The 13599-nt window shown below is 65.9% G+C and carries 10 protein-coding genes; 6 read left to right on the top strand and 4 right to left on the bottom strand.

What is annotated here, in order from left to right; genetic code table 11:
* Positions 1–123: 123 nt before the first annotated feature.
* The 4 genes from ACZLIB_RS02055 to ACZLIB_RS02040 are packed head-to-tail and all read right to left on the bottom strand — an operon-like array spanning position 124 to position 6885.
* Positions 124–837 (bottom strand): M15 family metallopeptidase, encoded by a 714-nt coding sequence (locus ACZLIB_RS02055; RefSeq protein ID WP_164079975.1) that lies wholly within the window; start codon positions 835–837, stop codon positions 124–126.
* Positions 770–2320, bottom strand: coding sequence for a serine hydrolase domain-containing protein (locus tag ACZLIB_RS02050; protein WP_478469900.1), 1551 nt, complete (start codon positions 2318–2320; stop codon positions 770–772). Before ACZLIB_RS02050 ends, ACZLIB_RS02055 begins: the two co-directional genes overlap by 68 nt.
* Positions 2321–2343: 23 nt before the next feature.
* Positions 2344–5343: a TonB-dependent receptor gene (locus tag ACZLIB_RS02045; RefSeq protein WP_478469016.1), complete on the bottom strand. Its 3000-nt coding sequence runs from the start codon at positions 5341–5343 to the stop codon at positions 2344–2346.
* Between the two features lie 51 nt (positions 5344–5394).
* Positions 5395–6885 carry a transglutaminase-like domain-containing protein gene (locus tag ACZLIB_RS02040; protein ID WP_478469015.1) on the bottom strand — a complete coding sequence of 497 codons (1491 nt, stop codon included), beginning with the start codon at positions 6883–6885 and terminating at the stop codon, positions 5395–5397.
* Between the two features lie 132 nt (positions 6886–7017).
* Here ACZLIB_RS02040 and ACZLIB_RS02035 point away from each other — a divergent pair, with 132 nt between their 5' ends.
* The 6 genes from ACZLIB_RS02035 (at position 7018) to ACZLIB_RS02010 (ending at position 13554) form a co-directional block, all read left to right on the top strand.
* Positions 7018–8454 (top strand): SH3 domain-containing protein, encoded by a 1437-nt coding sequence (locus tag ACZLIB_RS02035; RefSeq protein WP_478469013.1) that lies wholly within the window; start codon positions 7018–7020, stop codon positions 8452–8454.
* The gene (locus ACZLIB_RS02030; protein ID WP_032130035.1) at positions 8455–9549 is read left to right on the top strand and encodes a dipeptide epimerase; all 1095 of its coding nucleotides are present in this window, start codon (positions 8455–8457) and stop codon (positions 9547–9549) included.
* A gap of 616 nt (positions 9550–10165) precedes the next feature.
* Positions 10166–11014, top strand: coding sequence for a MurR/RpiR family transcriptional regulator (locus ACZLIB_RS02025; protein WP_478469011.1), 849 nt, complete (start codon positions 10166–10168; stop codon positions 11012–11014).
* Between the two features lie 15 nt (positions 11015–11029).
* Positions 11030–11791 carry a L,D-transpeptidase family protein gene (locus ACZLIB_RS02020; protein ID WP_478469010.1) on the top strand — a complete coding sequence of 254 codons (762 nt, stop codon included), beginning with the start codon at positions 11030–11032 and terminating at the stop codon, positions 11789–11791.
* Entirely contained in the window at positions 11788–13083 is a 1296-nt protein-coding gene (locus tag ACZLIB_RS02015; RefSeq protein WP_032130380.1) for an APC family permease, read from the top strand. Before ACZLIB_RS02020 ends, ACZLIB_RS02015 begins: the two co-directional genes overlap by 4 nt.
* A 141-nt stretch (positions 13084–13224) precedes the next feature.
* Positions 13225–13554 (top strand): hypothetical protein, encoded by a 330-nt coding sequence (locus ACZLIB_RS02010; protein ID WP_032130379.1) that lies wholly within the window; start codon positions 13225–13227, stop codon positions 13552–13554.
* Positions 13555–13599: the final 45 nt, after the last annotated feature.

Below are 13599 nucleotides of genomic sequence, written 5' to 3'. Positions count from 1 at the left end.
GATGAATCCCCATCGAAATCGAATACTCCGATGATTGAACGAAGAGCATCCACGCATGGAATGGATCTACCGTGTCGACCAAGGTCGACACCTACCAACAGCAGCGCCCCTCTGCCGATGTCACTACCGCACGGGGACGTCGTATGCGGTGCCCGGGTCCGGTTCGGGCTGCAGGGTGTAGTGCCACCACTCCTGCGGATAGTTGACGAAACCACGGCGTGCCATCGCCTGCACCAGCTGCTTGCGGTTCGCCTGCTGCGCAGCGCTCAGCCCGCTCGTCTGCGTATGCGCGCGTGGCCCGAAGAAATCGAAGTCGGTACCCATGTCCATCGGCCTACATGCACCACTGCCGCAATCCAGCAGCCCCAGATCCACCGTGGCACCGCGACTGTGGCCGGAGCGCTCGGCGATGTAGCCGTCGGCCAGCAGCCGTGGCTTGTCCAGATCCGGGTACTGCAAAGCCTTGCGCGAGCGCTCGCGCGGATCGTTCACCCAGGCCATGAAGGCCTGCACCGAACGCACCGGCCGGTAGCAGTCGTAGAGGCGCAGGCCAAAGCCATCCGCGCGCAGGTCCTGTTCCACCTGTGCCAGTGCCTTCGCCACCGGCGCCAGCAGGTAACAGGACGGCGCCTCGTAACCCGGCACGCGCGCGCCGGTGAAGTTGTTGGCGCCGGCGTAGCGGATGTCCATCTCGATGCCTGGCGACAACGTGCGGATCTCCACGAATCCGGCGCTGGCGGCATCGGTGGCCGGCGAAACACGCGGCGGCTCAGCGGCGCTGGCGCTCGCTGCCAGGGCAGTCGCCAGTACGAGTGAAATGCAGGTCCTGGAAGTCATAGCTGAAGTCGATGTCCGGGTCGATGGCACGCAGGTCCAGTGTGGGCGGCGCACCGTCACCGGGCTGCAGCCAGGCCTGTGCGTCTTCGCCCAGCGTATCCCAGCGCAGCAGCCAACGCCCCTGCAACTGCAGCACCGTGGCCTGCAGCCGGGGCGACTTGTCCACGCTGAAGCGCAGGCCATCCGCGCCCGGGCACAGTGAGGCCGGGCCCAGCCACGGATCGCGGTAACGGCCCTGCCAATGCGGCAGATCCGTGCGGCTCGTCTCCTGCGCCGCAACGGTGGACGGCCGCGAATGGCCGGTCGCCGCCCGCGTTGCCTGGTCTGCCTTCAATTCGGCCAGATACTCCATCGCAGGCCGCGCATCGTCCGCTGCGGTGAAGCGCTTCAGCGCAGCCTGCATCAGCGCTGTACGTGCATCCTCACCTTCACCGTTGATCAGCATCACCACGCCCACCTTGCGGTCGGGCAGCAGCGCCAGTGACGAGTACATCCCTGACAGCGTGCCGGTGTGTGCCACCTTCCACTGCCCATCCATGTCAGAAACGCGCCAGCCATAGCCGTAGCCGTAAAAATGCGCGTTGTCCCAGCGCCGCTGGCGCTCACCCAGCGGCATCGGCATGTGTAATGTCCACAACGTGCGGCGATGTTCACTGTCCAACCAATCCGGCACCACGGCAGGATCAAGCAGTACCTGCATCCAGCGCGTCATGTCGCGCAGCGAACAGCGGATGCCTCCGGCAGCCATGGACGGCAGGTCCGGGCTGATGGCACCGTCAGCGTTCACCACCTCATTGCGATCACGGCGCCAGGCATGTGGCTGCGCGACGTTGCCTACGCGCTTCACCGACCAGGCCCCCACCTGGCAGCGCGTCATGCCGAGTGGTTCAAACACCTGCTCGCGCATCAACTGGTCGTACGGTTTGCCGCCGGCCGCAGCGGCCACTTCGCCGGCCACCACGTACATCAGGTTGTCGTAGGCGTAGTGGCTGCGGAAGCTGCTGACCGGCTTCAAGTGCGCCAGTCCGGCAATGATGTCGGCGCGGGTGAACGAGTTCGGTTCCGGCCACAGCATCAGGTCGCCGGCACCCAGGCCGAGACCGCTGTTGTGGATCAGCAGGTCGCGCACCTGCATCTGCTGGCCCACCCATGCGTCGTGCATGCGGAAACCGGGCAGGTGCCGCCGCACCGGATCATCCCAGCGCAGCTTGCCCTGCTGCACCAGCCGCGCCAGCAACGCGCCGGTCATCGCCTTGCTGTTGGAGGCGATCTTGAACAGCGTGTCCTCGTCGATGCGGCCGCCATCGCCACGCGCGCCCTCGGCATGGCGATAGACCACGCGCCCATTCTCGATCACCGCCATGGCCAGCCCGGGCAGGTGCTCGTGCTGAACCACGGCGGCGACATTGGCATCGAGGGGGGCGGTGTCGGTCGCCGACGCCGAAGAGGCGGCCAGTGCGGCCAGGATCCAGAGGCCTTGCATGCTCACGCCCCCGGCACCGGGCCTCAGTAGGCCCAGGTGACGGTCAGCTGCGCGTAGCGCGGAGACTGGAAGCCCGTGCCGTAGCGGTACAGCGGGTTCGGCGTGCCGATGCTGTCCTGCGGCTCGTAATCCTGGTCCACGGTCACCACGCGCTGCTGGTTCAGAACGTTGTACACCGCCAACTTCAGGCGCAGGTCGGTGGGAATCGGCACCTTGTAGGACAGGCTCACATCCAGGTCGTAGGTCCACGGCGTGCGGCCGTCGCCACCGCGCGGCGAATGCACGAACACGCGCTCGGACGGCACCGTCGACTGGCAGTTGGACACGCACACGTAGTAGCTGTGGAAGTCGGTGTCGTCGAACGGGTTGCCAGCGCCGAAGCGGGTGATCGGGCTACCCGACTGCACGCCCAGGGTCGCGGCCACGCTCAGGTTCTCGGTCAACGCGTAGCTGCCACGGAACTTGAGCTGGTGGCGGCGGTCGTTGGCGAGGTAACCATATCCCCGGTAGTTGACCCACGGGTTGTCGAAGTTCTCGGTGCGGCCGGCATCGGCGAAGTCGGTATCGGAATTCACCGGGCCTTCGGCGTTGCCGCGGCCATAGGCCAGGGTGTACGACGCATTGAAGCCCCACTTGCCGTCCCAGGCCCGGTCGACCTGCAGTTCCAGCGCCTTGTAGTCGCGCTTGGGCTTCACCCAGCCGCGTTGCCCCACGTAGTTGCCATCATCGTCGTACAGCGCCCAGCCTTCCTTGGATGTGTCGATGCTGATCCAGCCATCATTGGTGCCATCACAGTTGGTGTCACCCCATACAGTGTTGGTGCGGCCCGGGTTGCCCATGATCCACACCCCGTCGATGGCACCGCATTGGCCGGTGGCGGTGATGTTCATGTCATCGATGGCATTGTGCAGGCGGCGGTAAGTGACGCTGGCGCCAACCGACCAAGCCTCGTTGATCATCTGCTGGAAGCCCAGGATCGCTTCATCCTGGTAGACCGGATCCATATCCCGGTTCACTTCGGCACGCAGGTCCGGCACGCTGCCATCGCCCTGCGAGTTGTCCACCGGCCCGATCTGCGCGCCCAGCACGGGGACATTGTTGGCCGCGCCGCTGTAGCCCAGGAACTCATACCAGGTGCGTTCGTCGAGGAAGCCACCGGCCTGCTTGATGTTGATGACGTTCGCCACTGGCAGGAAGTAGCGCCCCAGGTTGCCGAACACCTTGGTGGTGCCATCGCCGCGCACGTCCCACGAGAAGCCGAGACGTGGCGCCACCATGTCATCGATCTTGATGTAGCTGCTGCCATCGCCGGCCTTGTTGTCGAAGGCTTCCAGGCGCACGCCCATGTTCAGCAGCAGATTCGGCGTCACCTGCCAGTTGTCTTCCAGGTAGTAGGCCGAGTTGATGGTTTCAAACGCGCCCTCCACCTCATAGCGGCGCGTACGCGCCACCAGGCCGCTGGCCGGCACCACGCCACCGTTGAGTGAGCTTCCCGGTGTACGCGCATAGACGTCGTAGCGCAGGCCACCCGGGCCGGGGTAGGCACGGCTGTAGTCGGAGGTGTTTTCCTCGCGGTCCATGCCGAAGCGCAGCAGGTGATTGCCCAGTGTCCATTCGAAATCGGCGCGGGCGGCCTTGCGGGTGTCCAATGCTGATTCCAGCTGCGAGCTGCTGGTGCAGCTGCGGTCACCCTGCAGCAATGGTGGCACGCCTTGGCTGGCCGTTCGGTTGTCGAACACACGGTTGCAGTTCTCGTCCATCAACGAGCTCTGCATGCGGTTGCGCTTGTTCTCGCCATACATCAGCTTCATGGTCAGGTCGTTGTTGACCTGCCAGCTATAGGTACCGGACCAGTTCTTGCCGCCCACCGTGTTGTAGATCTGGTTGCTGCGCTCACCTGCAGCCTGTCCCGTAGCGTAGTCGTAATCGTAGACATCGGTGAGCGTCTTGCTCTTGTCCGAGAAGCCGAACAGCGACAACATCTGGTTGTCGGTGATCTGCCAGTCGATCTTTCCGCCCCAGAACGGATCATCGGCCTTGCCCTGGCTCAGGCGGGTGCCAGCGTCGTTGGTCGATGTCGGCCGGTAGTCGCGAGCTTCGTACATGCCGAAGAAGAACAAGCGGTCCTGCACCAACGCACCGGACGCGAATACGTTCAGCGCACTGCGACTGTAGTCGTCGCGGCTCGCGGTGATGTAGCGGCTGCCGCTGCCGTCGTAGCGGTCGCGTGCCTGCGATTGCCACGCGCGCGGTTCGAACACCAGCTCGGCGCCCGCCTTGAACTCGTTGCTGCCCGAGCGGGTGACTGCGTTGATGACACCGCCGGTGCTGCGCCCGAACTCCACCGAGTAACCGCCTGTCTTGACCTGGAATTCCTGGTAGAACGAGAACGGTACCGACGAGAAGCCGACCCGGTTGTAGAAGTCGGTAACGTTCAGGCCGTTGATGTAGACGGTGTTCTCGGCCACGGACGAACCACCGAAGGAAATGCCCTGGCCGCCCAACGAGCCCTTGCCCTTCACCGCGCCGGGCGCGAGCAGTGCCACGGCGGTGATGTCACGGTCCACCGGCAGGCGCGAAAGCTCTTCGCGGGTGATGTTCGTGGCCGATTCGGTGGACTTGACATCCACCATCGACACCACCTGCGGTGCACGTACCTCGACCGTTCCCAGCGTGCTGACCACACCCAGCGGCACATTCACCGTGGTCGCACTGCCAAGGCTGACGGTGACCTGACCAACACGGCTGGCCGCTCCGCCCGGCAGGCTTACGTCCATCTCGTAGGTACCGACCGGCAGCAACGGGATGCGGTAGCTGCCATTGGCGTCGGCCTGCACCGATCGGACAAACCCCGTGGCGGGGTTGCGTACGGAGACCGTGGCACCGGCCGGTACTTGGCCTGCATCGCTCACCAGCCGGCCAACCACCGAACCATCCTGTGCGAATGCGCTGGGCGCGATCATGCCCAGACACGCCCCAAGGGCGACGCACAACGCCGCCCGCTTGATGCTGTAAGCCTTCATCCCCTGCTCTCTCCTGCAAGAATTGAATGGTGTGGAGTGCGATGTGTCGCGCTAGCGTTGCCTGGCTGGCAGTACCCGCCACTGGAAGTCGTAGTTCCATTGGTCGAAGTACAGGTTGCCGCCAGCCCACTCGGCCTCGCCGCGCTGCGAGTCGACCGTTTCCGAGCGGAAGTGCTGCTTGGCCGGCACCAGGGCCTGGCCGAAATCGTCGTTGAAGGCGATGCGGTAGCCGTCGAGGCCACCCAGGTAGAAATCGCGCAGGGCCGGCACGTCGCTGGCCAGTGCGCCGGTGGTCACGTCCATCGGCAGCCATCCATACGGCGCCAGGTAGACCTGCCCCCAGTCATGCAGGTTGTTGTAACCACTGCCATCGCCGGAGAACACCATGCCCGACTGCCAGCGTGCGGGAATGCCGTTCAGGCGCAGCAGCGCGATCAACAGCAGGGTCTGCTGCCCACAGTCGGCATGCCCGGCATGCAGCGCGTAATCGCTGATGTTGCTGATCGTGGAGTATTCGCGCGCACCGGCCCATGGAATGCGATCCACGGCAGCAAACAGCTTGCGCACCACTTCATACGGGCGGGTTTCCCCCTGCAGCACCTGGTCGGAGAACAGCTTCAGCGCCGGCGTGAAGCGCACGTGCGGCAGCTGCTCGGCCAGGTAGGGTTTCAGTGCCGGATCGGCCGGTGTCGGCTGCACCTTGGCCGGATCGATCGCGGTATGCCGGGCCAGGATCGTGACCGCATAGCGGACCTCGAAGCGGGTCGGCTGCCCGGCCACCGCTTTGGCTTCCAGATAGGCGGTACGCTGCAGGGTGCTGGCTGGTGCCACGCGCGCCTTGCCCGGGGTGCTGCCCAGCCACTGCACCTGCTCCTGCTGGCCGGGTATCTCGCGCGGGTACGGAATCCAGGCGCGTACGGTCTCGCCGGCCGGCACCGCATCGGCTTTCACCGTGAGCGACTGGGTGAATTCAATGCGCTGCGGCAGTACCGACGCCTGGCCACTTTGTTCCGCTGCGGCAAGCACGCGTGCGTGGTGCGCGTTGAGTACCTCGTTCGGTCCCGGCGGTGACATCGGTGCATCCGCGCGGCGGCGTGCGCGAGCCTCATCGCTGAGCAGGAACAGGTTCGACGGTGCGCGCTTGAAATACCAACGCGTGCCATCGATGTCGAGATGCTCAATCAGGCCAAGCTGGTCCCAGCGTGCGAATTCCTCGTCGGTCAGGTCGGGAATCCAGCGGCGCACGGCAGACTTGGCGGCGGCTTCGTCGAGGGAAAAATCCAGGCGGATGCGGCGCATGCGCTCTTCCTGGAACGCGATGTCGTCGAAACTGACGCCAGGCTCCGCCGCGTCCGCAGCCGACCAGGTGTTCAGTTCGCTGCCGGCTTCGGAGAACCGTCCCGCGTCGATCATCTGCACGACCCGCGCAAACTGGATGGCCGAGGGTGGCGGCTCCGCTCCCGCCGACCACGCCCACAGCAGCAGCGCGGCACACAGGCCGGCAGTGGCAGGCAGACGTGGTTTGCGAACGGCAGGATCCACAGCGACACTTCCCCAGCGCGGGTGGTAACGGCTGTGTAACACGGGCCGGGATGCTGGTCAATAATTTATTCTTGCTTTCGATGCCAAAAGGAATAAATATTCCAACAGGCATTCGAGGAGGGTGTGCAGCGCATGATCCTGGCTTCCCGCGAACGGCATCGGCATTGGCCACGCCGCTTGACCCTGGCCCTGTGCCTGCTGGCCGCACCGGCCTTTGCACAGGCGGCCCCGCCGCCCGACCCGGGCGCGCCGCTGCCCTATGTGATCGGCCTGCACGAGGCCTACCTCACCCCGCAGTACTGGACCGCGCGCCTGGACAACGCAGACGTGCCGATCCTGGACCGCAGCCAGATCGAGGCACAGAACGCACGGATGCGGTCACAGGACAGCCACATCCAGGACATCGCCGCACTGCCCGAGCAGCTTGATGCGGCGGCGGTGCGCGCCAGCATCACCTCGCTGTCGAGCTGGCCCACCCGCACTCTGTACAACGACAAGGGCCAGGCCGTTGCGCCGGCACTGCGCAGCGCGACCGAAGCCAATCTGGGCCTGCAGTCCATTCCCGCGCAGGCGACACCGCAATACGGGCTGGTGGTGAAGCGCGCTGCATTGCGTACTTTCCCCACCCGCGAGCGCGTCTTCAGCACCGTCGGCGACACCGACATCGACCGCTTCCAGGAATCGGCACTGTTCCCCGGTGACAAGGTCGCCGTGGTCCATCGCAGCGCCGACGGCCGCTGGCTGTTCGTGCACAGCGAGCGCTACGTCGCATGGATCGAGGCCGATGCCATCGCCAGCGGCGACAAAGCCACCGTGCTCGGCTACGGCGCGAAGGGACCGTACCGGATCGTCACCGGCGCCACCGCACAGACCGCCTACACCCCGGAAGAACCGCGCGTCTCGCGCCTGCAGCTGGACATGGGCGTGCGCCTGCCGGTGCTGGCCGACTGGCCGGCGTCAGAGCCGGTGAACGGCCAGCAGGCGCACGCCGCGTGGGTGGTGCAGTTGCCGGTACGCGAAGCCGATGGCCGGTTGAAGCTGGTGCCGGCGCTGCTGCCGCGCTCGCAGGACACCGCCCCTGACTACCTGCCGCTGACCCCACGCCTGCTGCTGCAGCAGGCCTTCAAGTTCCTCGGCGAGCGCTACGGTTGGGGCCACGACTACGACACCCGCGACTGCAGCGGTTTCGTTTCCGAGATCTACCGCAGCTTCGGCGTGCTCCTACCGCGCAATACCAGCGCGCAGGCGGTCAGCCCGGCGCTGGACCGCGTGCCATTCACCGGCAAGGACGGCAAGGCCGTGCGCGACCGCGCCGTCACCGATCTGCAGGTGGGCGATCTGGTCTACATCCCCGGCCACGTGATGATGGCCATCGGCCACGTCGACGGCCGCACCTGGGTGATCCACGATACGGCGGGCGGCAGCTGGTTCGGTGCTGACGGCAAGCGTGTGCAGGCCCATCTCAATGGTGTTTCGGTCACCCCGCTGGAGCCGATGATGGCCAGCGACAACGTCCGCTACATCGACCGCATCACCAACATCCAACGCCTGCGTGCCAAGACCCCCTGAATGAAGATCACTGCCATCGAACTGGGCATGCTGCGCGTGCCGCTGAAAACACCGTTCAAGACCGCCCTGCGCACGGTGGAAACCGTGGAAGACGTAGTGGTGCTGATCCGCACCGACACCGGCCACACCGGCTACGGCGAAGCGCCGGCCACCGCGGTGATCACCGGTGATACCCACGGCTCGATCATCGAAGCGATCCGTCACTTCATCGCGCCGCGCCTGATCGGCCAGGACGTGGCCAACCTCAATCGCCTGTGCGGTCTGGTGCAGACCGCGATGGAGCGCAACACCAGCGCCAAGGCGGCGGTGGAGATCGCGCTGTACGACTTGTGGGCACAGCTGCATGGCGCGCCGCTGTACCAGATGCTGGGCGGCGGCGACCCGGTGATCACCACCGACATCACCATCAGCGTGGACTACATCGACAAGATGGTGGCCGATTCGCTGTCGGCGATCGAGCGCGGCTTCGAGTCGCTGAAGATCAAGGTCGGCAAGGACATCGGCCTGGACATCGAACGGGTCAAGGCGATCCACGCCGCTGTGGAAGGCCGCGCACTGCTGCGGCTGGATGCCAACCAAGGCTGGACTGCCAAGCAGGCGGTGCATGCGATGCGCACGCTGGAAGAGGCCGGTGTGGTGCTGGAACTGCTGGAGCAGCCGGTAAAGGCGGCCGACATCAGTGGCCTGAAGTACGTGACCGACCGCGTCAACACGCCGGTGATGGCCGACGAAAGCGTGTTCAGCCCGAGCCAGGTGATGGACCTGATCCAGCAGCGCGCGGCCGACATCATCAACATCAAGCTGATGAAGACCGGCGGCCTGTCCAACGCGATCCGCATCGCCGACATCGCCGGTATCTACGGCGTGCCCTGCATGATCGGCTGCATGATCGAATCGAGCATCAGCGTGGCCGCGGCCGTGCACCTGGCGGTGGCCAAGAGCGATGTGATCACCAAGGTCGACCTCGACGGCCCCTCGCTGGGCCAGTTCGACCCGGTCAGTGGCGGCGTGCACTTCAACGAATCGGAGATCAGCATCAGCGACGTACCGGGGCTGGGCATTACCGAAGTGCGTGGGCTGGAGATGCTGGGTTGAACCGCGCAGTCGAGCATGGCTCGACTCTACAAGGGCCGTGCGTATCTGATGCTTGGTCGGGCGTTACTTTTCTTTCTGCGGAAAGAAAAGTAACCAAAAGAAACGCTCCGCCGGCCGCGAGCCGACGTGCTGCGCACGTCGGTGCCCTGCGCTCCTCGGCCCGCCGAGGGACGGCGCGGAACTCGCTGCGCTCAGACACCCGCGCCTGTTCGCCCTCGCCGGACCTGCGGTGCTCGGCTCGCTACAAGGCGGACTCAACGTCCAAAGCAACAGCTGCACCCAGTAAATCCATGCCACGCGTGGATGCACCTTCTCTTGCTTCTGCCCTACCCCGTAACCCCTTCGCGGCTGGCACGCGCGCGATGTGTCCGGGGTCGGGCGGGTGGGGCTTGCAGGGGTGTCCGCGCCATGGGCCCGAGGCATGCCTCGGGCGGGTTGGGCAGGACGCCCAACCCCGGTCTTGCCGTTTGCGCAGGACAGCGCAAACGAGCAAGCGCGGCCAAGCCTCCATGGACGGAATCACGGCGTCCCCTGCAAACCCCACCCGCCCGACCCACTCCATGACACGCTCTACGCGACCAACCGCAATGCGCCTACACATGCCCGGACTCCCCGCATGCCGCCCCTGCTGAAGATCCGTTCCGAGCGCGGGCAGATGTCGGCCATTGAACGCCGTATCGCCGACTTCATCCTCGACAACGCTCACCTGCTGCGCGACTACTCGTCCCAGCAGCTGGCCAGCGCGCTGGGCATCAGCCAGTCCAGCGTGGTGAAGTTCAGCCAGAAGCTCGGCTTCAAGGGCTACCCGGACCTGAAGTACTCGATCGGCCAGGATGTGGCTCGCGCCGGTGCCGACCCGCAGCAGGCGCCCAGCGAACCCGACAGCGGCGATGACTACCTGCGCCTGGGCGAGGCCCTGCGTCGCAGCAAGGCACAAGCCGAAGAGGAAACCCGCCAGGCCAATCCACGCGAGGAAATCGAGCGCATCGTGCAGCTGATCGACGGCGCGCCGAAGCTGTTCGTGTACGGCCTGGGTGATGACGGCCTGTACGCGCGTGAGTTCGCCATGCGATTGTCGCTGCTCGGCCTGCTGGTGGTGCCGCATACCGACCCGATCCTGATGCTGGCCAACCTGTCGGCCGCACGTCCCGGCGATGCGCTGCTGGTGTTCTCCGAATTCGGCAACCTGCCGCAGCTTTCACAGTTGTCGCGGCAGTTCCAGGACATGGGTGGCAAGGTGATTTCCATCACCCGCCACACCGCCAACCCGCTGCGCGCGCATGCTGATGCAACACTGGTGGTGTGTGCGCACGACCGCACGCCGCAGGTCGCGCAGCTGCTGTACCGTAGCGCCATGCACGCGCTGCTCGATTTCCTGATCGTGCTGCTCTGCCACGCCAATCCGGACCGCCAGCAGCAGCTCGCGGTGAACCTGGAGCGGATCGACCACCTGCTGGATTCCTGACCGGAGCGCACGTTGATGAAATCGCTGGCCCGTCTCGCCACCACTGCGCTGCTGCTTGCCGCTGCGGTGTCCGTCCACGCCGCGCCGCTCGATGGTGCACGCCAGCTGATCGTGGTTACCAGCGACAACTGGGACAGCACCCAGGGGCAGCTGCAGGCCTATGTACGCGACGGCAACGGCTGGCATGCGCATGGGCAGGCGTTCCCGGTGGCGCTCGGCAGTACCGGCAGCGCCTGGGGGCTGGGCCTGCATCCGGTACAGGCCGACGGCCCGCAGAAACAGGAAGGCGATGGCCGCAGCCCGGCCGGCGTGTTCGCGCTGGGCAGCGCGTTCGGCTATGCCGTTACACGCCCCGGCACCGCCATGCCCTACCAGCCGATGCTGGAGAGCAGCTACTGCATGGATGTGCCCGGCTCTCCGTTCTACAACCGCATCGTGGATGAAAAGAAGATCGGCAGTGCAGCGGTCAAGGGCTCCACCGAGCCGATGCGGCTGGACCTGCACAACAAGGGCGACGTGCGCTACCGGGAAGGCTTCGTCATCGCCCACAACCCGGACAACCAGCCCGGCAAGGGCAGCTGCATCTTCGCCCACCTGTGGCGCCAGCCCGGCGAGGCCACGGCTGGCTGCACCGCCATGCCGCAGGCGCGCATGCAGGCCCTGCTGGACTGGTTGCGCCCGCAGGATACGCCGCGCTTCGTGCTGCTGCCGCGCGCCGAGTACACGCGCCTGCAGGCCCAGTGGCAGCTCCCCGCACTGAGCGGAGACGCCCGTTGAGCGCGCAGGACGAACCGCAGCTGCAGCGCGCGGTCAGCCGCTGGCAGATCGTCGGCCTGTCGATCAACGATGTGATCGGCAGCGGCATCTACCTGCTGCCGGCCGCCACCGTCGCCCTGCTCGGCCCCTTCAGCCTGTGGGGCGTGGTCGCCGCCGGCATCGTCGTTGCCCTGCTGGTGCTGTGCTACGCGCAGGCCGCCAGCTACTTCGATGAACCCGGTGGCAGCTACCTGTATGCCCGTGAGGCGTTCGGGCGATTCGCCGGGTTCGAGATCGGCTGGATGATCTGGTTGACCCGCATCAGCTCGGCGGCCGCATTGAGCAATGCACTGGCCGATGCGGTCGCGCGCTTCTGGCCGTGGGCCGGCGCCGGCATGGGCCGCATCGCAGTGATCGTGGTGTCGCTGGGCTTCCTCACCGGCGTCAACATCATCGGCGTGCGCTCGGCTGCGCGTACCGGCGTGGTGCTGGTGATCGGCAAGATGCTGCCGCTGCTGCTGTTCGTGGCCATCGGTGCGTTCTACATCGATCCGCAGCTGGCCTTCTCCGGCCAGCGCCCTGACCCGCATGACCTGCAGCGCATGGGCGAAGCCGCCTTGCTGCTGCTGTACGCCTACGCCGGCTTCGAGAACATCCCGGCAGCTGCGGGCGAGTACCGCAATCCGCGCCGCGATATTCCGTTCGCGCTGATCACCATGATCATCACCGTCACCGTCATCTATGGAGCGGTGCAGGTGGTGGCGCAGGGCACGCTGGCCGGGCTGTCCAGTTCGGCCACGCCGCTGGCCGACGCCGCCGCAGGCTTCGGTGGTGAGGCACTCGCGCTGATCCTGACCGTGGGCGCGACCATTTCCATCCTCGGCACCAACAGCAACACGATGATGATGGGCCCGCGCTTCCTGTTCGCGCTGGCGCGCGATGGCTACGGGCCGAAGATCCTGGCGCAGGTGCATCCGCGCTTCCATACGCCGGCCGCATCGATCCTGTGCCAGGGCCTGATCGCACTCGGCCTGGCGCTGTCCGGTTCGTTCGTTCAGCTGGCGCTGCTGTCGATGACCACGCGCCTGTTCGCCTACATCGGTACTGCCGCTGCAGTACTGGTGCTGGCCAAGCGCTATGCCGATCGCCCTGGTGCGTTGAAGCTGCCGGGCGGCCCACTGATTCCGGTATTGGCGCTGCTGCTATGTGTTGCCCTGTTCGCCAGTGCGAGCTGGCAGAACATTGCCGCCGCGCTGGTCGCGTTCGCCATCGGCGCGGTGATCTACAAGCTGCCGCGAAAGCCCGAACTGTAGAGTCGAGCCATGCTCGACTGGGATTTGGGGTGCATGAGTCGAGCATGGTTCGACTCTACAGACTCGCCCTTCACGCTGCCGGCCCCGGCCGTTAACCGCCTCGCAGGCACGATCAGGTTTCGTCCACAACGGAGCCCTTCCATGACCGAGTACCAGATCCCCGGCCGCGTACCGGACGACAGCACACCGCGCGATGCGGTCAGTAACTACTGGCGCGAACGCTACACGGCCGAGCCGTACTACGACGACCAGCTGTTCTTCGAGGACTACGAGCCGGCCTACCGCATCGGCCACGCCGCACGTGCGCAGGACATGATCCGCGCCTACGAGGAAGTGGAACGCGAGCTGGAATCACGCTGGGCCAGTGAACGAGGCCGCAGCCGCCTGGACTGGGCGCAGGCACGCAGTGCCGTGCGCCGTGGCTGGGAGGAAGCGCAGCAGGTGGAACCGCGCCTGGCACGCGGCCCCTGACGAACCCGATATGCGGCAACGCCGGGCATGGCCCGGCGCTACCGT

The sequence above is a fragment of the Stenotrophomonas sp. 220_Sma genome, from assembly GCF_056487375.1.
The sequence above is the reverse complement of the archived record's forward strand: the minus strand, read 5'-3'. Positions and strand labels throughout refer to the sequence as shown.

What these genes read in the sequence shown, in the direction of transcription:
- ACZLIB_RS02055 (WP_164079975.1), bottom strand. Translation starts at nt 837, where the DNA reads ATGACTTCCAGGACCTGCATTTCACTCGTACTGGCGACTGCCCTGGCA.
- ACZLIB_RS02050 (WP_478469900.1), bottom strand. Translation starts at nt 2,320, where the DNA reads ATGCAAGGCCTCTGGATCCTGGCCGCACTGGCCGCCTCTTCGGCGTCG.
- ACZLIB_RS02045 (WP_478469016.1), bottom strand. Translation starts at nt 5,343, where the DNA reads ATGAAGGCTTACAGCATCAAGCGGGCGGCGTTGTGCGTCGCCCTTGGG.
- ACZLIB_RS02035 (WP_478469013.1), top strand. Translation starts at nt 7,018, where the DNA reads ATGATCCTGGCTTCCCGCGAACGGCATCGGCATTGGCCACGCCGCTTG.
- ACZLIB_RS02030 (WP_032130035.1), top strand. Translation starts at nt 8,455, where the DNA reads ATGAAGATCACTGCCATCGAACTGGGCATGCTGCGCGTGCCGCTGAAA.
- ACZLIB_RS02025 (WP_478469011.1), top strand. Translation starts at nt 10,166, where the DNA reads ATGCCGCCCCTGCTGAAGATCCGTTCCGAGCGCGGGCAGATGTCGGCC.
- ACZLIB_RS02020 (WP_478469010.1), top strand. Translation starts at nt 11,030, where the DNA reads ATGAAATCGCTGGCCCGTCTCGCCACCACTGCGCTGCTGCTTGCCGCT.
- ACZLIB_RS02010 (WP_032130379.1), top strand. Translation starts at nt 13,225, where the DNA reads ATGACCGAGTACCAGATCCCCGGCCGCGTACCGGACGACAGCACACCG.